The organism is Archangium violaceum Cb vi76 (assembly GCF_000733295.1).
Classification (GTDB): Bacteria; Myxococcota; Myxococcia; order Myxococcales; family Myxococcaceae; genus Archangium; species Archangium violaceum.
Window position 1 is genome coordinate 1 of record NZ_JPMI01000247.1, and the last position, 22,486, is coordinate 22,486.

General features: G+C 68.5%; 16 protein-coding genes and 4 tRNA genes. 2 read left to right on the top strand and 18 right to left on the bottom strand.

Translation table 11 applies throughout. The features are described 5' to 3' along the window. A partial coding sequence (locus Q664_RS34155) for a fibronectin type III domain-containing protein (protein WP_152622505.1) occupies nt 1-1,775 on the bottom strand: 1,775 nt, incomplete at its 3' end. 328 nt (nt 1,776-2,103) lie between these two features. Here Q664_RS34155 and Q664_RS53055 point away from each other — a divergent pair. Then, nucleotides 2,104-5,124, top strand: a complete 3,021-nt coding sequence (locus Q664_RS53055; RefSeq protein WP_052519017.1) for a protein kinase domain-containing protein — start codon at nt 2,104-2,106, stop codon at nt 5,122-5,124. On the opposite strand, the gene Q664_RS34165 is transcribed toward Q664_RS53055, so the two are convergent. The 15 genes from Q664_RS34165 to Q664_RS34235 form a co-directional block, all read right to left on the bottom strand. Beyond that, nucleotides 5,094-6,386 (bottom strand): sigma 54-interacting transcriptional regulator, encoded by a 1,293-nt coding sequence (locus Q664_RS34165; protein WP_052519018.1) that lies wholly within the window; start codon nt 6,384-6,386, stop codon nt 5,094-5,096. The genes Q664_RS53055 and Q664_RS34165 overlap by 31 nt on opposite strands. 82 nt (nt 6,387-6,468) lie before the next feature. Next, nucleotides 6,469-6,789 (bottom strand): Grx4 family monothiol glutaredoxin, encoded by a 321-nt coding sequence (gene grxD, locus Q664_RS34170; RefSeq protein WP_043405557.1) that lies wholly within the window; start codon nt 6,787-6,789, stop codon nt 6,469-6,471. Between the two features lie 15 nt (nt 6,790-6,804). Beyond that, the gene (locus Q664_RS34175) at nt 6,805-7,062 is read right to left on the bottom strand and encodes a BolA family protein (protein ID WP_043405371.1); all 258 of its coding nucleotides are present in this window, start codon (nt 7,060-7,062) and stop codon (nt 6,805-6,807) included. Further along, a complete protein-coding gene (locus Q664_RS34180) occupies nt 7,062-7,607 on the bottom strand; it encodes a YqgE/AlgH family protein (RefSeq protein WP_043405374.1) in 546 nt (181 codons plus the stop codon). The genes Q664_RS34175 and Q664_RS34180 overlap by 1 nt, the downstream gene beginning before the upstream one ends. Before the next feature lie 81 nt (nt 7,608-7,688). After that, nucleotides 7,689-8,144 (bottom strand): response regulator, encoded by a 456-nt coding sequence (locus tag Q664_RS34185; protein WP_043405376.1) that lies wholly within the window; start codon nt 8,142-8,144, stop codon nt 7,689-7,691. 99 nt (nt 8,145-8,243) lie between these two features. Then, on the bottom strand, nt 8,244-9,059 hold the full coding sequence (locus Q664_RS34190) for an ABC transporter permease subunit (RefSeq protein ID WP_043405379.1): 816 nt from the start codon (nt 9,057-9,059) through the stop codon (nt 8,244-8,246). Further along, the gene (locus tag Q664_RS34195) at nt 9,056-9,940 is read right to left on the bottom strand and encodes an ABC transporter permease subunit (protein WP_043405382.1); all 885 of its coding nucleotides are present in this window, start codon (nt 9,938-9,940) and stop codon (nt 9,056-9,058) included. The genes Q664_RS34190 and Q664_RS34195 overlap by 4 nt, the downstream gene beginning before the upstream one ends. Before the next feature lie 3 nt (nt 9,941-9,943). Continuing rightward, a complete protein-coding gene (locus Q664_RS34200; RefSeq protein ID WP_043405387.1) occupies nt 9,944-11,605 on the bottom strand; it encodes a peptide ABC transporter substrate-binding protein in 1,662 nt (553 codons plus the stop codon). A gap of 312 nt (nt 11,606-11,917) precedes the next feature. Next, the gene (gene lon, locus Q664_RS34205) at nt 11,918-14,356 is read right to left on the bottom strand and encodes an endopeptidase La (RefSeq protein WP_043405390.1); all 2,439 of its coding nucleotides are present in this window, start codon (nt 14,354-14,356) and stop codon (nt 11,918-11,920) included. A gap of 199 nt (nt 14,357-14,555) precedes the next feature. Next, on the bottom strand, nt 14,556-16,631 hold the full coding sequence (locus tag Q664_RS34210; protein ID WP_043405392.1) for a prolyl oligopeptidase family serine peptidase: 2,076 nt from the start codon (nt 16,629-16,631) through the stop codon (nt 14,556-14,558). A gap of 213 nt (nt 16,632-16,844) precedes the next feature. Then, on the bottom strand, nt 16,845-18,125 hold the full coding sequence (clpX, locus tag Q664_RS34215) for an ATP-dependent Clp protease ATP-binding subunit ClpX (protein ID WP_043405394.1): 1,281 nt from the start codon (nt 18,123-18,125) through the stop codon (nt 16,845-16,847). A 206-nt stretch (nt 18,126-18,331) separates the two neighbouring features. Further along, the gene (clpP, locus tag Q664_RS34220) at nt 18,332-18,952 is read right to left on the bottom strand and encodes an ATP-dependent Clp endopeptidase proteolytic subunit ClpP (RefSeq protein ID WP_043405396.1); all 621 of its coding nucleotides are present in this window, start codon (nt 18,950-18,952) and stop codon (nt 18,332-18,334) included. 35 nt (nt 18,953-18,987) lie between these two features. After that, nucleotides 18,988-20,268: a trigger factor gene (gene tig, locus Q664_RS34225; protein ID WP_043405398.1), complete on the bottom strand. Its 1,281-nt coding sequence runs from the start codon at nt 20,266-20,268 to the stop codon at nt 18,988-18,990. Between the two features lie 118 nt (nt 20,269-20,386). Next, nucleotides 20,387-20,468 (bottom strand) — tRNA-Leu (locus tag Q664_RS34230). Between the two features lie 108 nt (nt 20,469-20,576). Then, nucleotides 20,577-20,649 (bottom strand) — tRNA-Lys (locus Q664_RS34235). A gap of 262 nt (nt 20,650-20,911) precedes the next feature. Here Q664_RS34235 and bet point away from each other — a divergent pair. Beyond that, nucleotides 20,912-22,063, top strand: coding sequence for a phage recombination protein Bet (gene bet, locus Q664_RS34240; protein ID WP_043405401.1), 1,152 nt, complete (start codon nt 20,912-20,914; stop codon nt 22,061-22,063). A 39-nt stretch (nt 22,064-22,102) separates the two neighbouring features. On the opposite strand, the gene Q664_RS34245 is transcribed toward bet, so the two are convergent. Further along, nucleotides 22,103-22,176, bottom strand: a tRNA-Arg gene (locus tag Q664_RS34245). A gap of 24 nt (nt 22,177-22,200) precedes the next feature. Next, nucleotides 22,201-22,274: transfer RNA gene (locus Q664_RS34250), tRNA-His, on the bottom strand. Nucleotides 22,275-22,486: the final 212 nt, after the last annotated feature.

A 22,486-nucleotide genomic window follows, 5' to 3' on the forward strand; every position in this document is an offset into this window, starting at 1 on the left:
CCGCTGAGGGTATCAATGACGCACTCTGCTTCGGGCAGACATACGGACGCGGAGATCGGCTCACAGTCCTTGTCGAAGATCCCGTTGTCCACGATGTGGTAGGATTTGTACTGGGAGCGCGTGTTCTTCTCGAGCTGATGGATTCTTGTTCCCAACCAGGAAAAGAGGTTCTCGCCCTCGGGGATGACGCCTGGATTCGGCGCGTCGGGTCCCGGTGTCTCGTAGACACTGGGATGGCGGCACTCATTCCAGAAATTCGCATTCATGCACGCGGTCTTGGCCGTCTGCAGATCCTGATGGCCCTTGAGGCAGTCTTCCGTCCACTGGCCATAACTCTTGAGGAGGTCGCAGCGCGCGTCCCTCTGGATATCGAGCAAGATCCAGTTCTTGAGATTCTGGAGCATCGGGTTGTAATTGGTGAAGATCTGGAAGTAGCTGTAGTTGCTCAAGGAGAGGGGGATTTCATAGTCGCGCAGGGTTTGAGTGACGACCCGGTGGTTGGCCGGCTTGACACTGTTCACGAACGCCTGGAATACGCTATCGAAGTTGAACTGGCTGATACCTGCCAGGGTGAGCGGGTCGCCGCCCACTGAATAGGCCTCCACGGAGACATTCAACTTCTCCAGGAGCTCGCGGGTCTGCGCCGACACCTGGCTGGTCCCATTCGCATTCAGCGACGTCTTGAGATTGGCCTCCAGGCTGAGGGCCGCGCTCTCGCTTTCCTGAGCGGAGAAACGCTTGCCGTCGAACCGGAACACCATGTACAGCTTGGCGCCCTGGGTGAGCGAGTTGACATACTTGTCACCGCAGCGCGCCCGGAACCACTTCTGCTGGTTCGCATCCCGGAGCGACAGGAGATCGACGAACTCTGGCTTGAGCTGCTCGATGGGCGTCTCGAGCGACCAGCTTTCGGCTTCATAGGACCACCGGAGCACGATGAGCTTCTGGTAGATGTCCGTCACCTGATGGATGACACGCGCCTTGCCTCCGGCCAGCTCGCCCCGATAGCCGCCGTCCTCGAAGGAAAGGGCTCCGGACATGCTCACGTCGAGCAGACTGAAGAGGTGGGTGGTGCTGGTGGACAGGTTGATGGACATGCTCGATGAGCCCACCGGAACCTTCTTGACGCGGAAGTCCGGATGGACGTTGTTGAGGCAGAACTGGCTGTAGGCATCCAGGAGCAGGTCGAATCCCTGGCCGAGGTAGAACAGCCCATCTCCTGCGCTGGAGCTGCTCGTGGCGGACAACTCCGCCAGGTCGCTCCGGAAGCCCACCTGGGTCGAGGCATACTGTGCGTTCTGCTGATCATGGGCGGCCAGGAACGGCAACTGGCTGTACAGCTTCATGTCCGGCGGCAGGTTGACGATCATCTGCGAGCCCGTCCTGTAGCCGCCGCATCCCACCGAATTGCACCCGCGAACCCGGTAGCGGTACACGCCCGAGGTCCGCCCGGTCACCCCAAAGGAGCGGCCAAGCCCCCTGTAGCGCATCTGCCAGGCGCCGTTGCCGCGCTGCTCGTACAGCTCATAGGTCACCGGCCCATTCAGGGAGAGGCTGAAGCTCCAGCTCACCGTGAAAGCGGGCTTGCTGGTGTAGGAGACATGGCTGATCTCCCGGGGCACGGACGGCCCCAACAACTCGTTCGAGATGGAAGCACAGCCCTCGTCCGGGCACGGGGACTCCAACTCCGAGGCCACCTCCAGGTCGGTCCCACAGGCCCCCAGCAGCAGCGACGACAAACACAACAGCATGGCGCTCAACCGGTCACGTCTCACGTATCAGCACTCCCGCGAATGAGGTGGGACGCCGCGCGCCCGTCCGTGCAGTCCGGTTCGAAGCCCGCGAGGTCCGCCGCGGTGTTCAGCAATGCACGTACCAGGACGCCCCCGGCCCCCGCGCTCCCGCGCTCCCGCGCCCGGGAGCGGCGGCACGGGCCCCGAAGGCCGCCAGCTGCATCCACCTGGAGCCACCTCCCCCACCGCACTGCCTCCGCTCGGATTCAGCGAGGCACCTTGGCGCCGGGCCCATCACACCTTGGCCGTCCCGCCCCGCCCCACCTATGCTTGGAGTGTAGTTGGGGCTCGCCGCGACCCGGTGTGAAGTATGTCTGCCACGAACGAGAGAACCGCCACGGCGGGCGATGAGCAGATGGCCCGGAAGGAGCCGTGCCCGCTCGGCCCGGGCGACGTCGTGGCCCGGCGCTATGCCATCGAATACCCGCTGGGAGAAGGGACGTTCAGCTGGGTGCTGGCGGCGCTCGAGCTGACGGGGGCCCCCCCCAGACGCGTGGCCCTCAAGGTGCTCCGGCCCCACTTCGCCACCCTCCCGGACGTCGTGCACAGGTTCGAGCAGCGGGAGTTGGCGCTCCTGCGCCGCGTCCAGGCCACCGGCCCCTCGCCCCACGTCGTGCGCGCCATCGAGCCCACCCTCGTGCGGCACGGAGGGCTGCTGTGCCTGGTGCTCGAGTTCATCGACGGCCCCTCCCTCCGCGAGCGCCTCGAGGCGGGCCGGTTCGAGCCGGCTCAGGTGAGGCGGCTCGGCGTGGGGCTCGCCCGGGGGCTGGCCGCCATCCACGCCGCGGGCGGCGTGCACCGGGATCTCAAACCCACCAACGTCCGGCTGCGCGGTGGCCAGGAGCCCGTCATCGTCGACCTCGGCATCACCCGGGCACTCTGGGAGGGACGGGAGTACTCCACCCCCGGGCTCGCGCCGATGACGCCCCGCTATGCGTCTCCCGAGCAGCTCGCCGGCCGCGACGCCGGTTTCGCCAGCGACATCTACTCGCTGGGGGTGCTGCTCTACGAGCTGCTCACCGGAGACGTGCCACACGCCGGAGAGGCGCTCGCCCGGGGACATGACGAGCTGTTCGGGTGGGTGGCGCGCTGCCTGGAGCGCGACCCGGAGCGGAGACCGGCGGCCCACGAACTGGCCACCGCGCTCGCCACGCCCTCCCGCCCCCGGCGGCGTCCAGGGCGCCCGTGGGCCCTTCCGGGTGCGCTGCTCCTGTTGGGGCTGGGAGCCGCCGTGCTCTGGCGCGCCCCACCGGCTCCGGCCCCTCGCCCGCGCCCGGTGGAGGGGGCTCCCTTCGCCCCGGACCTGACGGGCCCCGCCTGGAGCCGGAAGCTGGGAAGCACCGGCCGGCGTCAGTACATCCACCTGGCGTCCGGGGCCCGCGGGGACGTGTTCGCCGCCGGGGCCTTCCAGGGGAGCCTCGACTTCGGCCTCGGGCCGCTGGTGAGCGCGGGCAACGACGATGTCTTCGTGGCCCGGCTCGCCCCGGATGGGCGGCCACGCTGGAGCCGGCGCTTCGGCGATGGCGGGGTGCAGCAGGCCACCACCCTCGCCGTCGATTCCGAGGAGCACGTCTTCATCGCCGGACACTTCATCGATGCCCTGGACCTCGACGGCCACCCCCTCTTCAACCCCGCGGGCTCCGACGTCTTCCTCGCCCGCCTGTCCCCCGACGGACGGACGCAATGGAGCCGCCGCTTCGGCGACGCCAGTGAGCAGCACGCCGTCTCCCTGGCCGCCCACCCCGAGGGAGGCGTCGTGCTGGCCGGAAGCTTCCGGGGCACCATCGACTTCGGGCCGGGAGCGCTCGTCAGCGAGGGCCACACGGATGTCTTCCTGGCCCGCTTCTCCCCCGAGGGCCAGCCCCTGTGGAGCCACCGCTTCGGCGACGCGCGGAGCCAGTCTCCCCTCCACCTCGCCGTGGACCCGTCGGGCACCATCGTCCTCACCAGCGTCACCGAGGGCGGCCCCGGGCCCGGTGGAGAACGCCTGCCCGGCGCCCCGGAGGGCTGGAGTCATGTCGTGGCCCTCTTCGGCGCGGACGGGCGTCACCTCTGGAGCCAGCGGTTCGACGGCGCGGGAAGCGGGGCCACGGCGCTCGCCACCTTCGACTCCCGGGGGCAGGTCGTCGTCATGAGGCGGGAGGGAGAGGCTCCCGGCTCCAGGCCCGGGCTGTCCGCGCTCTGGTTCACCCCCTGGGGCCATCCGCTGCGGCGTCAGCGGCTCGACGGCCTGGAGCGGGCCTTCCCCGCGAGCCTCTCCGCCGCCCCGGAGGGACGGCTCGTGCTCACCGGGACGCTCCGGGAAGAGGGCGGGCCCTCCGCGCCGGGCGGGGTGGAGATGGATCTCTTCCTGCTCGAGCTCGAGCCGGACGGGAGCATCCTCGCGCTCCGCCGAGGCACGGGCCCCGGCCAGCAGGTGCCACGCAGCGTGACCGTGGATCCATGGGGCCGCATCTTCCTCGCGGGGACCTTCGAACGGACCCTCGCGCTGGAAGGACCACCGCTGTCGAACACGGGGGAGGCGGAGCTCTTCATCACCCGGCAGAACCCCTCCCCCCCGCACGAGCCCGGGCGGCTCCGGTGCCTCCCCCCCCCCGCCGGACTGGTGGCGTGGTATCCGCTCGACGCGCCGGACCCGGGCGCCGTGCTGGGAGACGCCCTCCCCGGCCGGACCTCCGGCGCCACCCACGCCGTGACGGGCCGGGTCCGCGACGGGCTCGCCCTGGACGGCGGCTACCTCGAGGCACCCGCTTCCGCCGCGCTCGACTTCGGCCGCGGTGCCTTCTCCGTCAGCGCGTGGATCCGCACCACCGATACCCGCGAAACACGGGTGCTGCTCGACAAGCGCCTCGAGCAGGAGGACACCTCCGCGGGCCCCACGCGCGGCTATTGCCTGTTCCTCTACCGCGGCAGGCTGAGCTTCCAGCTCGCGGACGGACACGGCTCCGGCAGGTGCAGGATGCGGCCCTCCGTCTCCTGCACCAACTACTGGTCCGGGCACTTCGTCGCCGATGGCGCCTGGCACCTCGTCACGGTGACGGTGGACCGACTGGCGCCCGACGGAGGGACGTTCTACGTCGACGGGCGGGCCGTGGCCCGGTTCGATCCCACCCTGCGCTCCGGCAGCCTCGACAACGGCCAGCCGCTGCGACTCGGCAGCCGCTCCTCCAGCGAGACGGGCCAGTGGAACGGCCACCTGGACGAGGTCGCCTTGTGGAACCGCGTCCTGACGCCCACCGAGGTGGCGCTCCTGTACCACGCGGGTGGCGAGGGCATGTGCCGCGACGCGCACGCGCCCCGTCAGTCCTCGCCGCCCCCGCGCAGCCCGTGACGCTTCATGGCCTGCTGCATGAACTTGCGCCCCACCCCCGCCAGCGCGGCGGCCCGCGAGACGTTGCCGCCCGTCTCCCGCAGGGCGCGCTCGATGTACTCCCGCTCGTAGGCCTCCGCGACGCGCTGCCGTCCAGCGAGCAGCGGCTCCGAGAGCTCCACCCCCAGCGCCCCGGGAGCGGGCCCCGCCCTGGCCCCGGGCTCCACGGGCTCCGGGGGGCCAATCGCATGGGCGCGCTCCACCGCGTTGCGCAACTCCCGGACGTTGCCCGGCCAGCTCTGCTCACAGAAGGCGTCCACCACGCTCTCGGGCAGCGGCGTGCGTCCCTTCTCGAAGTGCCGGACGAGCAACGGGATGTCCTCGAGACGCTCACGCAGGGGCGGCATGCGCACGGTGATGACCGCCAGGCGGTAGTAGAGATCCTCGCGGAAGCGGCCCCGGTCCACGTCCTGGGGCAGGGAGCGGTTCGTCGCCGCGATGACCCGGACGTCCACCCGCCGCGAGCCGCTGCCCCCCAGGCGCCGCACCTCGCGCGACTCCAACGCGCGCAGCAGCTTGGGCTGGAGCTCCAGGGGCAGCTCGCCCACCTCGTCCAGGAAGAGCGTCCCTCCGTGGGCCTCCTCGAAGACACCCGGGCGGTCCACCGTCGCGCCCGTGAAGGCGCCCCGCATCTGCCCGAAGAGCGCGCTCTCTATCAACGAGGGAGCCACGGAGGAGCAGTCGAAGACGACGAAGGGCCCCTCGGCCCGAGGGCTCTCCTGGTGCAGGCCGATGGCGGCCCACTCCTTGCCGGTGCCCGTCTCCCCCTCCACGAGCACGGTGGCGTCCGTGGGAGCGGCCCGCTCCAGGAGCGAGAACACGCGGCGCATGGCGATGCTCCGGCCGAGCAGCTGGCCAAACGCCTCGCGGGAGGAGATGGGCAGCTCCACCACGTCGGCGAGCATGCGCAGGCGCAGCGTCGTCCCGCCCAGGGTGATGAGGGAATCCGGCCGGGCGTAGGCATCGCGCACCTGTGTGCCATCGATGCACGTGCCGTTGCGGCTGCCCGCGTCACTCACCCGGAGCGCATCCTTCTCGATGCGCAGATACAGGTGGAGCCGGCTGACCGTCGGGTCCGTCAGGACGAAGTCACAATCCCCGCCGCTGCCGATACACACCGAGAGCCCGGGAAGCTCGGCGCTCCTGCCCGCATCGGGTCCCTTGACGACCTCGATGCGGATCCTGTGCGAGCGCAGCTTGAGCCGCCCGGTCCCCTCTTCCATGGGATTGGTTCGCTCGTCCGCCCTCACGCTTCCCACGCTCCTCTGGGGACCCGGCGGCCCGCCCCGCGAGAATGCTCCGGACTCAGGCGGGCGTCTTGCCGGCGATCATCTCCGCCAGCTCGCCGCGCTCTTCCAGCTCCATGAGGATGTCCGAGCCCCCCACGAACTTCCCGTTGATGAACACCTGGGGAATCGTGGGCCAGTTGCTGTACTCCTTGATGCCCTGACGCACCTCGGGGTCCGCCAGCACGTCCACCGTGTGCACCTGCCCGTGCTGCTGCAGGATCTGCAGCGCGCGCGCGGAGAAGCCGCACTGCGGGAACATCGCGTTGCCCTTCATGAAGAGGACGATCTTGTTGTTGCGGACAGCCTCGTCGAAACGGGCCTTCAACTCGGGGGTCATCATTCGTTTACCTCGTCAGCGATTGCCGAACTTCTTCCACTGTTCGGGCGAGTAGGTCTTCAGCGCCAGCGCGTGCAGCTCGCCGGTCTTCAGCCAGTCCTGCAGCGGCGCATACACCAGCTGGTGCTGCTCCACCATGGACTTGCCCGCGAAGGCGGGGCTCACCACGCGGGCCTCGAAGTGGTCTCCGGTCCCCGTGGTGTCGCGCACGTCCACTTCCGAGCCGGGCAGCGCGCCCACGATCCGCTCGCGGATGGCATTTGGATCAAGCATCAGTTCAGTCCCTTCCCCTTCAAGAGCATCACGGGATCCACGCCCATGCTCTTGAGCGTGTTCTCCCAGAGCATTCCAGGGTCCCCCTCTAGCACGGGCCGGGCGGACGCCTCGGCATAGAGCCAGGAGCCGGAGGAGATTTCGTTCTCCAGCTGCTGGGCGCCCCAACCGGCATAGCCCAGGCAGAAGCGCACGTGGGCCGAGGGATCCTTCAGCAGGGGTCCGAGCGTATCCAGGGTGAGGCTCAGGAAGAGGCCGGGCACCACCTCGTGCTTCTCCTCGACGTTCTCGACGTCGTGGAGGACGAAGCCGCGGTGGTTCTCCACGGGGCCGCCCATGAAGACGGGCTGGTTCACCCGCTCGGGGGCGATGGTGAGGGACTGGTTCTTGGCCAGCTCCCCCAGCGTCAGCGAGGCCCCCCGGTTGATGATGAGGCCCATGGACCCGCCTTCACTGTGCTCGAGCATGAGGATGACCGAGCGGCGGAAGTTGGAATCCGTCAGTTGTGGCATGGCCACCAGGAGGCCAGGAGCGAGTGTCTGCATCAGAGGGAAGTGTCCGCCCTTCCCCCGCTTCGCGCAACCGAATCGTACCCACCCTGGACCGGGGGCCAGAGGGGTGCCCGCTCAGTGCCAGCTGGTGTGCCGGGACTGGAGCGCCTGGGCGAGCTTCTCGGGAGCCAGCGGCTTGCCGATGAACAGATCCGCGCCCAGCCCCTTGCACTTGCGGGCCATGGACGCGTCGCTCATCGCGCTCACGCCGATGAGGACGGCCTGGGGGAACTTCTCGCGCAAGCGGGCCATGAGGTTGGTGCCGCTGCGTCCGGGCAGGAAGACGTCCACGATGGCCGCGTCCATGCGCTTGTTGCGCACGGCGAACTCGGCCTCCTCGGCGCTGCCCACGGGGAGCGGTGCGTAGCCCCACTGCGTGAGCAGTTCCACCAGCAGCTCGCGGTGGGCCGGATCGTCCTCGACGATGAGGACCGTGCCCCGGACGGGCTCCAACTTCAGGTTGTCTTCGTCCCGGGTCTTGGAGCGGGCGTGACCCGTGGCGATCGGAAGCTCCTCGTTGACGATGGACATGGCAACCTTCTGGGCAGGGGGTTCGTGTGGTGCCAACGTCCACCGCACTGCCCGGAATTCCACACTCGCGGAGGGTGAAACGGAGGACCGCCGCTCCCCTCAGGCGCGGCGCGTCCCGGCCCCGAGTGCTCGAGAGGAGAGCGAGGCGCCGAGCACGAGCAACACCAGAAGCCCCCAGGCGGGCAGCACCACGCGGGCACCGCCCTCGTAGATGAGGGCCGCGTAGCTGGTGCCGAGGTAGCGGCCGAGCGACATGGGCTCCATCCGGGCGATGCCGAAGAAGCTGACGGTGGACTCGGTGAGGATGGCGGTCGGCAGGCGGCTGAGGAAGACGGCGAGCACGAAGGGCCGCAGCGAGGGCCAGAGGTGGACGCGCAGCAGGTGCCAGCGGCCGGCGCCGAGGGCCCGGGAGGCGGCGATGAACTCCTGGCCCTCCAGCGTGGCCAGGCGGTTGCGGAACATGCGCGCCGGGCCCGCCCAGCCCACCAGGGCCAGGGACACCACCATGAGGCCAAAGGGGCCCAATCCGCCCGCGTGGCCCGCGTCCAACATGGACTGGCCGGCGAGCTGGAGCACCATCACCACCAGCACGTCCGGCAGCGCGAAGACGGCGTCCACGGCGCGCAACACCCAATGCTCCACCCTGGCGCCCGCCGCCCGGGCGCTCATGGCCACGCCGAGCCCCAACACGGTGGACAGGGCACCGGCTGTCAGGCCGATGGCGAGGGAGACCCAGAGGCCACCGAAGGCCAGCTCGCACACGGTGCGGTCCGGATGGGTGGGGTCGGTGCCCAGGGGGCAGGTACGGGCGAGCGCCTCGGGGAAGACGCGGCCGGCGAGCCAACTGGCCAGCCCCAGGCCCACCAGCAGCACGAGGCCCACCCAGGCCCGCGTGGGGATGCGGCGGGCGCTCATGAGCGGGCCTCCCGGGCGCGGGGGTCCACGAGGAGCCGCACGAATTCCACCGCGAGCCCCACGAGGACGAGCAGCGAGGCGAAGACAGTGGTGGCCACCACGACGACGGCCACCTGCTTCTGCAGCACGGCGAGGACGTAGAGCTGGCCGAAGTATGGGAGGCCGAAGACGCGCTCGGCGGCGAAGGAGCCAGCGAGGAGCGCGGTGGCCACGGGCCCCACGGCGTCGAGCAGCGCGGGCAGCACGTTGGGCAGCACGTGGCGCCACAGCACGGAGCGTGGCGAGAGGCCCTTGCCGAGCGCGGTGCGCACGTAGTCGCGGGCCAGCTCGGTGTCCAGCGCATCCGCCACCAGGGTGCCGAGGAAGATGCCGGGCCAGACGGAGATGACGAACGCGGCGGTCAGCTCGGGCAACAGGTGGCCACGCTCCACCACGGCGGGCGCGAGCAGCAGCGCGGGGATGAAGACGGGGGTACCGAAGGCCGCGGCGGGCAACGCGTCGCCGAGCACGGAGAGCCGGCTGCGCCGCCAGCGGGCCCGGAGCAGCGCGAAGGCCAGCGCCCACCCGAGCGCGAGCACCAGGGCCACGAGTCCCACGCCCACGCTGCCGGAGAGCTTCCACAGCAGCTCGTCGCCGGTGATGCCCTGGGCGCTGGTGCCCAGGCGCTCGCCGCGGAAGAGCTTCTCCCACGGGCGGAGGAAGCCGAGCGGTTGTCCCAGGCCGAGGTCCCTCTGGTAGGACGCGAGCACCTCGGGGGCCACCTGGCGCTTGGCGTCATCCGCGGTGGTGAGGGGCAACGCGGCCATGAGGAAGTAGGACGCGATGGCGACGATGGGCACGAGCACGAGCTGCCGGCCGAGACGCAGGAGCGCGGGGGGCATGGCTCAGCGCACCTCCGTGGGAGTCCCGCTCAGGCGCAGCTCGCGCAGGGAGAGGAAGTTGAAGGGGTCCACGTCCACGCCACGCAGGGAGGCCCGCGTCCGGAAGTAGCGGTCCGGGTGGTAGAGCGGCGCGATGACGGCCATCTCGTCGAGGAGCACCGCCTGGGCCTGGCCATAGAGGGCACGCGAGCGGGCCTCGTCGGGCTCGGCGTCGGCCTCGTCCAGGAGCCGCTCGAAGCGGGCCATGGGCTCTCCGCCCCGCTGGGTTTCCCAGCCCGTCTGGTGGAGGCCGTTGCGCTCGAAGAGGGTGAAGAAGGTGTTGGGGTGCGCGTAGTCCGCGCCCAGGCGGCGCAGGTAGAGATCGTAGGCACGAGGGCCCTCGGCGGTGCGGCGGGCCACTTCGGCGGAGAAGTCCGAGCGCGCATCCAGCGTCACCTTCACGCCCACGGCGGCGAGCTGCGCGGCGAGGCGCTCGGCGATGGCCACCTCGGGCACGAAGGAGTCTCCCGAGCGGTAGACGAGCCGCAGCGGCCGGTCCAGTCCGGGGACTCCAGCGAGATCCGCGCGGGCCCGCTCGGGGTCGAAGTGGGGCAGACGCGCGGCCTCCTCGGGTGGGGCGGCCCCGGGCAGCTCGGGCGGGAGGAGGACGTGGCTGGGGCGTGCGGCGGGCAGCAGGCCCTTCATGAGGGCCTCGCGGTCGATGGCGTGGGACAGGGCCCGGCGGACCTCGGGCCGGTCGAGGGGTGGGCGCTCGGTGTTGATGGCGAGGAAGTAGGTGGAGAGGAGCGGCTCGCGCTGGAGATCGTCCGGGCGGCGGCCCTGGAGGGCCACGGCGCTGTCCACGAAGACGAAGTCCACGCGGCCGCGCTCGTAGAGGGCGGGACCGATCTCGGACTTCATGAGGGTGAGCACGGGGGCGGGCCGCTCCCCAGGGGCGAGTGGTGGCTGGAAGGCGGAGCGCGGGTTGTGGACGAGCCGTACGCGCTCGCCCGCGCGGTCCCAGTTCTCCACGCGGTAGGGGCCGAGCGCCAGGGGGTGGCCATCGCGAGGCCGGTCGAAGTAGTCGCGCACCTGCTCCTCGGTCTTGCCGGCGAGCACGGCGGAGGGCGCGGGGAAGAACAGGTACACGTTGGCGAGACGCGCGAGGAAGTAGTTGCGCGGGCGAGCCAGGGTGACGCGGAGGGTGTGCGGGTCGAGCGCCTCGACACCGGTGCGGGCGAGCGCGGCCTCGAGTTGCGCGGGGGGAGCGCCCTTCTCCTGGAGGTCGAGCACCTCGTCGGCGCCGGCGAGGTCGGCCAGTTCCCCGCGTTCACGGCCCTGGAGGGCGCGGTGCCAGCCGATGACGAAGTCCTGGGCGGTGAGGGGGGTGACACCGTCGGACCAGCGCACGTCCTGGCGGAGGTGGAAGGTGTAGACCTCCTGGCCGGTGGCGGTGCGGGAGCGCTCCCAGCGCTCGGCGAGCCCGGGCTGGACGGAGTGGTCCGGCGCGAGCGTGGTGAGCCCGCGCTGGGTGGCGAGCATGACGGGGTAGTTGGCCCAGCTGGTGGGGTCGGAGTAGCTCCAATCGAGCGTGGTGGGCATCGAAGGGACGACGACCTTGACGCCGGGGTCGGGCTGGAAGCCGCAGCGGCCACAGCCTCCGGCCACGAGGACCAGGACGAGCATCAAGGCGAGTGAGCGCACGCGGGGAGCCACCGGGGTGGGGTTGTATCGCGCAACCGGGGCCCATGGGGTGTGGAGTGCGCGCCCCTCCCCTCGCCCCCGGGAGGAGGGACGGGTGAGGTGCCTCGCATCCCTGGTTGCCCAGGTGGAGGCCCCACCGTGCCGCACGGGTTCACGGTCCAGTGGGGAACACTGGGACGGATACCCTCACCCCGTCCCTCTCCCGGAGGGCGAGGGGAAATGGGCGAAGAGGAAAGAGAGGCCAAAAAAAACGGGCCCCAGGGAAATCCCCGGGGCCCGCGAATCACATCATCCCTACGCCGGTGCCGAAGCAGCCGCGGTGGGAGCCACCTCGGTGGTCTTCTGCTGATCCTTGCGGCCGAACTCCTCGGGCTTCTCCAGGAGCAAGGCCTCGCGGAGCACATCGTCCACGAACTCCACGGGGATGATGCGCAGCTGGGAGCGGATCTTCTTCGGGATGTCCTTCAGATCCTTCTTGTTGGCCTTCGGGATGAGGACGGTCTTGATGCCGGCGCGGTGGGCGGCGAGCGTCTTCTCCTTCAGGCCGCCGATGGGCAGCACCCGGCCGCGCAGGGTGATCTCCCCCGTCATGGCCACGTCCTTGCGCACCTGGATGCGGGTGAGCGCGGACACGAGCGCCGTGCACATCGTCACACCGGCCGATGGACCGTCCTTCGGGATGGCGCCCTCGGGCAGGTGCACGTGGATGTCGTAGTTCTCGAACATCTTGCGGTCGATCCCGAACCGATCGGCCCGGGTCCGCACGTACGACATGGCCGCCTGGGCGGACTCCTGCATCACCTCGCCCAGCTTGCCGGTGATGATGAGCTTGCCCTTGCCCGGCATCACCGTGGCCTCGGTGGTGAGGATCTCTCCTCCCATCTCCGTCCACGCCAGGCCCGTGACGATACCCACCTGGTCCTCGCGCTCGGCCACGCCGTAGCGGAAGCGCGGGGTGCCCAGGTACTTCATCGCCTGCTTGCGGTCGACCACGATGTCGCGCCGGCCGTTCTTCAGGATGTCACGGGCGATCTTCCGGTACACGCCGCCGATCTCACGCTCCAGCGAGCGCACACCGGACTCACGCGTGTAGCGGTGGATGATGGTCCGCAGCGCGTCGTTGGTGATGTCGATCTTCAGGTCCAGGAGCCCGTTGGCCTCCTGCTCCTTGGGGATCAGGTAGCGCCGCGCGATGTTGAGCTTCTCGGGCTCGGTGTACCCCGCGATCCGGATGACCTCCATGCGGTCCTGCAGAGGACCGGGGATGTTGTGCATCGTGTTCGCGGTGCAGATGAACATCACCTTCGACAGGTCGTAGTCCAGGTCGAGGTAGTGGTCGTTGAAGTTGTGGTTCTGCTCGGGGTCCAGCACCTCCAGCAGCGCCGCGCTCGGGTCGCCGCGGAAGTCAGTGGACATCTTGTCGATCTCATCGAGCAGGAAGACGGGGTTGTTGCTGCCCGCCTTCTTCAGCGACTGGATGAGCTTGCCCGGCATGGCGCCAATGTACGTGCGCCGGTGGCCACGGATTTCCGCCTCGTCACGCACGCCGCCCAGCGACAGACGCACGAACTTGCGGCCGGTGGCGCGGGCGATGGAGCGAGCCAGCGACGTCTTGCCGACGCCCGGGGGCCCCACGAAGCAGAGCACGGGGCCCTTGAGCTTCTTCACCAGCTGCTGCACGGCCAGGTACTCGAGGATGCGCTCCTTGGGGCGCTTGAGGCCGTAGTGGTCCTCGTTGAGCACCCGCTCGGCCTCGACGACATCCAGACGGTCCTGGGTCTCCTCGTACCAGGGCAGGCTGATGATCCAGTCGATGTAGTTGCGGACGACGGTGGCCTCGGCGCTCATCGGGCTCATCATCCGGAGCTTCTTCAGCTCCTTCTTGACCTTGAGCGTGGCCTCCTTGCTCATCCGCTTGTTCTTGAGCTTCTCCTCGATCTCCTGGATCTCGTTCTTGAACTCGTCGCGCTCACCCAGCTCCTTCTGAATGGCCTGCATCTGCTCATTCAGGTAGTACTCCTTCTGGGTCTTCTCCATCTGCTTCTTGACGCGGGTGCGGATCTTCTTCTCGACCTGCAGTATCTCGATCTCACCCTGCATCAGCTCGTAGAGCTTCTCCAGCCGCTTGGCCGGGCTCTCCGTCTCGAGCAGCGCCTGCTTGTCGTTCAGCTTGAGCGACAGGTGGGCGACGATGGTGTCCGCGAGGCGCGCCGGATCGTCGATGCTCGCCACCTGCATGAGCATCTCGGGCGGAATGCGCTTGTTGAGCTTGACGAAGGCCTCGAAGACCGAGTGCACGCTGCGCACGAGCGCCTCGAGCTCGACGGACTTCTCGCTCTGCTCCTCGACCTCCTCCACATCCACCATGAAGAAGGCGTCGTTGGGCATGAACTTCTTCACGCGCGCCCGCCGCACGCCTTCCACGAGCACCTTCACCGTGCCATCGGGCAGGGGGAGGAGTTGGATGACGTGGCCGATGGTGCCGAAGTGGAAGATGTCCTCCGGCGTCGGGTCATTCGTCTTGGCCTTTTTCTGAGCGGCCAGGAGGATGACGGCCTTGTCGTCGGGGCCCTTGTGGGCCATCGCGTCCTTCAGCGCCGCGATGGACTTCTCCCGGCCGACGAACAGCGGGACCACCATGTGCGGAAACACGATGATGTCCCGCAGCGGAAGGAGCGGTACGGTGCTCCCACGCTTCTGGGCATCCCTCTTGTCGTCTCGTCCGAAGAACATGTATTCGCCACCTGCCTGCTTGCCACCCTTGGTTGCAAGCCCCTGGTAAAGTTGCCCGCCCGCACACCGAGAGTACGGACAGGTAAGACGGTCTCTATAACACGGCCCCTCCAGCGGCCGTTCCCCGGGTGAAAGATGGGGAACGTTGGCCTGCAAGCAAGGGAACACCCGGGGGGCCATCGGGTGTCCGGCCGGTGCTTTAGCGGGCCCGATTTGCGTTCGCAGCGGATGCAATGCCGCCCGCTTGAACGCCCAGCACCTCGAAAAGGAAGCTGTAGAGGTCCACGTTGGACTCGATGGCCTTGGCCACCTGGTCCGCCCCGCCGTGTCCAGCGTTGGCCTCGATACGTAACAGGGCGGGCGCGGCATGTCCCGCGTTCTGTACGAGGGCCACGAACTTGCGGGCATGCAGGGGGTCGACCCGGTCGTCGTGGTCCGCGGCCATCATCAGGAGGGCTGGGTAGCGCCCCCCCGCTCTCACGTGGTGATAGGGCGAGTAGGCGTGAAGCACCCGGAAGTCCTCCGGTTTTTCCGCCGTGCCGTACTCCGGAATCCACGTCTTGCCACTGCCGAACAGGTGGTAACGCACCATGTCCAGCAGGGGTACCTGGCACACCACTGCCCCGAAGAGCTCCGGGCGCTGGGTCATCGCGACCCCCACCAGCAGGCCGCCGTTGCTGCCACCGGCGATGGCCAGCTTGTCGGGCCGGGTATAGCCCTCGCGGATGAGGAACTCGGCCGCCGCGTGGAAGTCGTCGAAGACGTTCTGCTTGCGGTCCAGGCGGCCGGCCTCGTGCCAGGCCTTCCCGTACTCCCCTCCCCCGCGCAGGTTGGCCACCACGTAGATGCCCCCCGCGTCCAGCCAGGGGTAGATGCTGGAGCGGAACGAGGGCAGCATGCTCACGTTGAAGCCGCCGTACCCGTAGAGGAGCGTCGGGTTGTCCCCCGTCTTCTTCAGGTCCTCGCGGTGCACCAGGAAGAGGGGCACCCGCGTGCCATCCCTGGAGCGGTAGAAGGCCTGCTCCACCGTGTAGCGCTCCGGCTCGATGGGCAGCTCCACCCGGGCCCACAGCTCCACCCGCCCGCTGGACACGGACGTCTTGTAGACCTGCGGCGGAGTGCTGAAGGAGCTGTAGACGAACCAGGCCTCGTCGCGATCCTCCAGGCCGTAGAGGTTGCTCGCCGCGCCCAGGCCCGGCAGCGCCACGTCGCGCACCGGCTGGCCGTCCAGTGTCACCAGCCGCACCCGCGTGGTGGCGTCCTTCAGGTACGCCAGCGCCAGGTGGCCGCCCACGATGTTCATGCCCTGCAGCGCGGCCGTGGGGTCCTCGGGAACCAGCTCCTTCCACGCCGAGCGCTCGGGCCGCTCGGGAGACACCTTGAAGACGCGCTCCATGGGCGCGCCCTCGTCGGTCTGGACGTAGAAGGCGTCCTCCCAGACGTCCACCGAGTACCGGGCGCCCTCGCCCTTCACCAGCAGGCGGAAGTCCTTCTCCCCCACCCGCTTCCACCAGACGTCGTTCTCGCTCCAGCCGCGGGTGATGTAGACGAAGAGGTACTTGCCATCCCGGGTGACGTTGCCGCCGAGGAACGTCTTCGGGTCCCCCGTGCGCGGGTGCACCAGGGTGTCCGTCTTCGGATCCGTGCCCAACCGGTGCAGGCGCAGCTCGGTGTAGCCGGGCCGCTCGGCCACGGGGATGGACGGGTCCGTGGGCAGCCATGCGTAGTAGAAGGACTCGTTGTCCGGCGTCCAGCTCGGGGAGGCGTATTTGGCCCCCTCGATGACGTCCACCTCGCTCCACTTCCCCGTGTCCACGTCCAGCACGTGGAGGATGGCCTCGTCCGCCGCGTTCGGCTTGCGGCTGAAGGCCACCTTCCGGCCGTCCCACGAGGGCACCCAGACCCCGAGCGACACCGTGCCGTCCGGGCTCCAGGTGTTCGGGTCCAGCAGGACGCGCTCCTCGCCCTTCTCGCCCTCGCGCCAGTAGACGACGGCCTTTTCCTTGTCCTTGTGGGTGCGGACGTAGAAGTAGCGGTTTCCCCGCACCGCCGGCGCGGACAGGGACTCCACGTAGAAGAGCTCCGTGTAGCGCCGCCGCAGGGCCTCGCGGCCGGGGAGCCGCTCGAGGTGCTCCCGGGTGAAGGCGTTCTGGGCCTTCATCCACGCCTGGACCTCGGGGGACTTCTCGTCCTCGAGCCAGCGGTACGGGTCCGCCACCTCCACCCCGTGCAGGGTGTCCACCACCGCCTCGGTCCGCGTGGCTGGGTGATTCATCCGCTTCGTCTCCATATGAGGGACAGCAGATAAGGCAACGCCCCCGTCCGTCCCACGAAAAGCGCGGGACTGGAGGGGGCGCTCATGCGGCACGGTGCGGCGAGGGGAAGACCCTCACCCTGGCCCTCTCCCAGGGGGAGAGGGGACATACACCGTGAGCAACCCATTGGGCCCTCTCCCTCTGGGAGAGGGTCGGGGTGAGGGTTTGCGCGACTACGCGCTCTCCTTCTTGGGCTCCGTCTCCTTGTTCTCCTGGGAGTGGAGCACCACCGGCTCGCTCTTCTTGAGGATGACCTCCTCGGAGATCACCACCTCGCGGGCCGTCTTGCGCGAGGGCAGCTCGTACATCACGTCCAGCATCGCGCTCTCCAGGATGGAGCGCAGGCCGCGCGCTCCCGCCTTGCGGCGGATGGCCTCGGAGGCAATCGCCTTGAGCGCCCCATCCGTGAACTTCAGCGAGATGCCGTCCAGCTCGAAGAGCTTCTTGTACTGCTTCGTCAGCGCGTTCTTCGGCTGGCTGAGGATGTTCACCAGCGCCGACTCGTCCAGCTCCTCGAGCGCCGTCACGATGGGCAGACGGCCGATGAACTCCGGAATCATTCCGAACTTCAGCAGGTCCTCCGGCTCCACCTGCTTGAGCAGCTCGGTGAGGTTGCGCTGCTTCTTGGACTGGATGTCCGCGCCGAAGCCCAGGCTGCGGCCGCCCAGCCGCCGCTCGATGACCTGCTCCAGCCCGCCGAAGGCGCCGCCGCAGATGAAGAGGATGTTCGTCGTGTCCACCTGCAGGAACTCCTGCTGCGGGTGCTTGCGGCCACCCTTCGGCGGAACATTGGCGACGGTGCCCTCGATGATCTTCAGCAGGGCCTGCTGCACGCCCTCGCCCGACACGTCGCGGGTGATGGACGGGTTCTCCGACTTGCGGGCGATCTTGTCGATCTCGTCGATGTAGACGATGCCGCGCTGGGCCCGCTCGATGTCGTGGTCAGCCGCCTGGAGCAGGTTGACGATGATGTTCTCGACGTCCTCACCCACGTAGCCGGCCTCGGTGAGGCACGTGGCGTCCGCGATGGTGAAGGGCACGTTGAGGATGCGCGCCAACGTCTGCGCCAGCAGCGTCTTGCCGCTGCCCGTGGGGCCCAGCAGAAGGATGTTGCTCTTCTGCAGCTCCACGTCGTCCATGGCCACCTTGGACTCGATGCGCTTGTAGTGGTTGTGCACCGCCACCGAGAGCGTCTTCTTCGCCCGCTCCTGGCCGATCACGTACTCGTCGAGGATGGCCTTGATCTCACTGGGCCGCGGAATGCGCAGCTTCGTGTCCTTGGTCTCCTCGCGGTCGATCTCCTCCGCGATGATGTCGTTGCACAGCCCGATGCACTCGTCGCAGATGTAGACCGTCGGTCCCGCGATGAGCTTCTTCACCTCTTTCTGCGATTTGCCGCAGAACGAACAGCAGAGGGACTGGTTATCTCGCTTCTCCACGTTCTTACCCGCCATGTTTGCCCTCGCTGCAACTGCCTGGAGGTGCGCTCCCCAACCGGCCCGCCCCCCTGCCTTGAAACCAATCTAGTCAGCCCCTGTCCGGGACGTCCACGCACCTGCTCGATACTTAACGGCCCAAAACGACAGGCGCAGAAAACAGAAGCCGGAGACGCGGTGCAGCATTCCCGCGGCTCCGGCCCGTATGCCCCGCGAGGGGGCGCCTACTTGCGCTCGCCCGTGGGCGGCGTCAGCACCTTCCGGGGGTTCTGCACCTCGTCGAGGATGCCGTACGCCTTGGCCTCCGCCGCCCCCATGAAGTAGTCGCGATCCGTGTCCTTCTCCACACGCTCGATCGGCTGGCCGGTGTGCTTGACGATGAGCTCGTTGAGCTTGGCCCGCATGCGGAGGATTTCCTTGGCCTGGATTTCAATATCCGTGGCCTGCCCGCGCACCCCGCCCAGCGGCTGGTGGATCATGATGCGCGAGCTGGGCAGGGCGTAGCGCTTGCCCTTGGCCCCGGCAAGCAACAGCACCGCGCCCATGGAGGCCGCCTGGCCCACACAGATGGTGGACACCTGCGGCTTCACGTACTGCATGGTGTCGTAGATGGCGAGGCCCGCCGTCACGGAGCCACCGGGCGAGTTGATGTAGAGGTTGATGTCCTTGTCCGGGTCCTCGGACTCCAGGAACAGGAGCTGGGCGACGATGACGTTGGCGACGTCATCGTCGATCTCCGTGCCCAACATGACGATCCGGTCCTTCAGGAGCCGGCTGTAGATGTCGTACGAGCGCTCCCCGCGGTGGGTCTGCTCGATGACGTAGGGAACGGGCATGAAGGGCATGACAACCTCGTGAAGGGTCGAAGGAAGAAGAACTCCTAGGAATACTTCGCCTGACCCTTCAGGAATTCAATCGTCTTTTCTTCGCGAAGTCGGAGGCTCAACCCCTCGCGCTCGTTGGCGCCCTTGAAGTACTTGCGGACGACGGAGATGTCCTGCTTCGCCTCCTTGGCCAGCTCCTCGAGCTTCTTCTCCACGTCGGCGTCGCTGGTCTGGATGTTCTCCTTCTGAGCAATGGCCTCGATGAGCAGCGCCCCCTTCACCTCCTTGGTGGCCTCCTCACGCAGGTCCTCGCGCAGCCGGGCGAAGTCCAGGTTGAGCTGGCGGGGATCCATGCCCATGCGGGCCATGGCGCGCAGCCGGTTCTCCAGCATGTTGTCGATGGTGCGCTCCACCATCGCCTTGGGCACCTCGAAGGAGTTGCGCTCGATGAGGGCCTTGAAGAGCGCGTCGCGCTCCTCGCCCTGGGCCTTGTTGCGCTTGCCCTGCTCCAGGTCCGCGCGGATCTTCCCGCGCAGCTCCTCCATCGTCTGGGCCTCGCCCGTCTCCTTGGCGAAGGCGTCGTCGAGCTCGGGGACGACCTTCTTCTTCAGGCCCTTGACGGTGAACTTGAAGCGGGCCGTCTTGCCCTTGACGTCCTCCACCCGGTAGTCGGCGGGGAAGGTGTAGTCCAGCTCCTTGGCCTCGCCCACCTTGGTGCCCTCGAGGGCGGCCACGTTGGACTCCACCAGCTCGCCAGGGGCCAGCTCCACCGTCACGTCGTCGGCCTTGCTGCCGGGGAAGTCCTTGCCCTCCACGGTGGCGTGGTAGTCCACGGAGGCGAAGTCGCCCATCTGCGCCGTGTCACGGCCCTCGACGTTCTCCAGCCGCGCCATGCTCTCCCGCAGCTGGGTCAGGCGGTCGTCCACCTCCTTGTCCTCCACCTGGGTGGAGGAACGGGTGAGGGGCAGACCCTGGTAGTCCTTGGCCTCCACCTTGGGCTTCACCTCGACGCGCGCCTCGAAGGTGAAGGGGGCGTCGGTCTTGAGACCGGAGTTGTTGGTCACCTGCGGCGGGGCCACGGCGTCCACCTTGTGCTCACGGGCGGCCTCCAGCCAGGCGCTCTGCACCACGCGCTGGATGACCTCGTCCTCCACCTGCTCCCGGTAGCGCTGCTCGAGGATGCGGCGGGGAACCTTGCCCTGCCGGAAACCGGGCAGCTTCACCTGCTTGCCGAGCGCGGTATACGCGCGGGTGAGCTCCTCGGTCACGCGGGAGTTCTCGACCTCGATGGAGAGCTTCTTCTCGATGGGAGAGAGCTCCTCGATCTGGACCTTCATGGGGATGCCTCGCTCGCGCCGGGCACGGCCGGCGTGTCGAATGGGTGAAGAACAGAAGAAAGCAGGACGTGCGCGTTTAGGAGATAGGTCCGATCCGGTCAACGCGAAATGGCCGGAATGGGCGAGGAGGGACTCGAACCCTCACACCTTGCGGTACCAGATCCTAAGTCTGGCGCGTCTACCAGTTTCGCCACCCGCCCGGGGGCTGACCGTGCGTTCTAACCCGAAAACGGGGCTCCGGCGCACGGCAATCCAGGAGCCCAAAAAGGAACCGGGGCCCCCTCATCGCTGAAGGGGCCCCGGTCTGTTGAGAGCGGAGGGAATCGAACCCACAACCTATGGATTAAGAGTCCATTGCTCTACCAATTGAGCTACGCTCCCGACTCTTGTGCGCCGCCGCGGTTCGTCACCGCGCGTCGACGGGGACGGCTTGTACGGTGCGACGCGGTCCACGTCAAATGCTTTTTTTCGCACCCTCTCGCAACCCCTCCAGACCCCCTCCGCTGAGCCCGTCTGCCCTCCGAGCTGGCGCTGGACAGGCGTTCAGTATTGGGATGCCAACGCGCGCCGTCCAGGGTTGAATCCTCCCCGAGGTGCGGGCGGACGGAGGTCGTTCGCCCTTTTCGAAGGCGGAGACAGAGCAGTGGAAGCACACAACAAGGCGGAAACCGCGCAGGGCCAGTGGAGCTCCGAGCGCGTGGAACTCATCAAGCGGACCATCTGCCCCCGAGGAATCGGGGAGGACGAGTTCGCCCTCTTCATCGAGCAGTGCAAGCGCTCCGGGTTGGACCCGTTGCTGAAGGAGGCCTTCTGCGTGGCCCGGCGGCAGAACGCGGGCAACCGGGAGAAGCCCAACTGGGTGACTCGCTACGAGTTCCAGCCCTCGGAGGCGGGGATGCTGGCGCGCGCGGAGCGCTTCCCGGACTTCAAGGGCATCCAGGCGAGTGCGGTGTACGCCGAGGATGAGATCATCGTGGACCAGGGCAGGGGCGAGGTGCTGCACCGCTTCAACCCGGCCAAGCGCAAGGGCAGCCTGGTGGGAGCCTGGTCGCGCGTGGTGAGGGACGGGAAGTTGCCGGTGGTGGTGTGGCTGGACTTCGCGGGCTACGTCCAGCAGACGCCGCTGTGGGCCAAGATTCCCACGACGATGATCGAGAAGTGCGCGCGCGTGGCGGCGCTGCGCAAGGCGTACCCCGAGGCCTTCGGCGGCCTGTACGTGCGCGAGGAGATGCCGGCCGAGGAGTTCGAGCCCACACAGGCCGAGCCCGCGGCGTCGCACGGCTACGAGGTGCTGGGTGCGCGCTCCGGTCCGGTGAAGGCGTCCTTCCCTCCCCCGCCCGCGGCTCCGGAACCGGCGCCCGTGCAGGCCCAGGAGACGCACAGGGAGACCGTGCGTGAGCCCGAGCCGGTCCGGGAGTCCGTGAAGGCGCGTCCCGCGGCCACCTCCGCCAAGGAGGTCCGCGAGCCCGTGGTGGCCCGGGAGACTCCGGCGAAGGACGTGAAGGCCCGGGAGAAGGCCCCCGAGCCGGCTCCCGCCGCCGAGCCCACTCCGGCCGTGGAGGCCCCGGCGAAGCTGAAGAGCTCGTCGGTGGTGGTGGCCTTCGGTCCGCACAAGGGCAAGACGGCCTCCGAGCTCAACGACGAGGAGCTGGCCGAGACGATCGACCTGGCTCACGAGAAGTTGATGGAGCAGCCCAAGGCGAAGTGGGCCCGGCCGATGCGCGAGAACCTCGCGGCGCTCGAGACCGAGGCCGAGCTGCGCTGCCGCGTTCCCGCGGTGGACGCCAAGGCCTGAGGTCGAGCGTGGCAGCACCCTCGCAAGGGGGTGCTGCTGTGCGCCCAGAGGGACTTGAACCCCCAACCCTCGGCTTCGAAGGCCGATGCTCTATCCAGTTGAGCTATAGGCGCGAAAAGCGGGGGGGATGCAAAGAGGGCGGCCAACCGGGATCGAACCGGTAACCTCAGGAGTCACAGTCCTGCGCTCTAACCAGTTGAGCTATGGCCGCCGTTACGACGAACAACCCACGCGGGAACAACCGCGCTGAAGCGTGGCGGCTTCCCTACCGTGGAAACCGTTACGGTTCAAGCCCCTTTTGTCACCACGGAGAGGGTGGCGCGCCAGGCGGGGGGGCGAATCCTCCAACGGGCAGGGACTTTCCAACCTCCCCACCCGCCTCCAGGGGCCACGCCAGGGATGGGCGGCGAGGTAGGCGGCCCG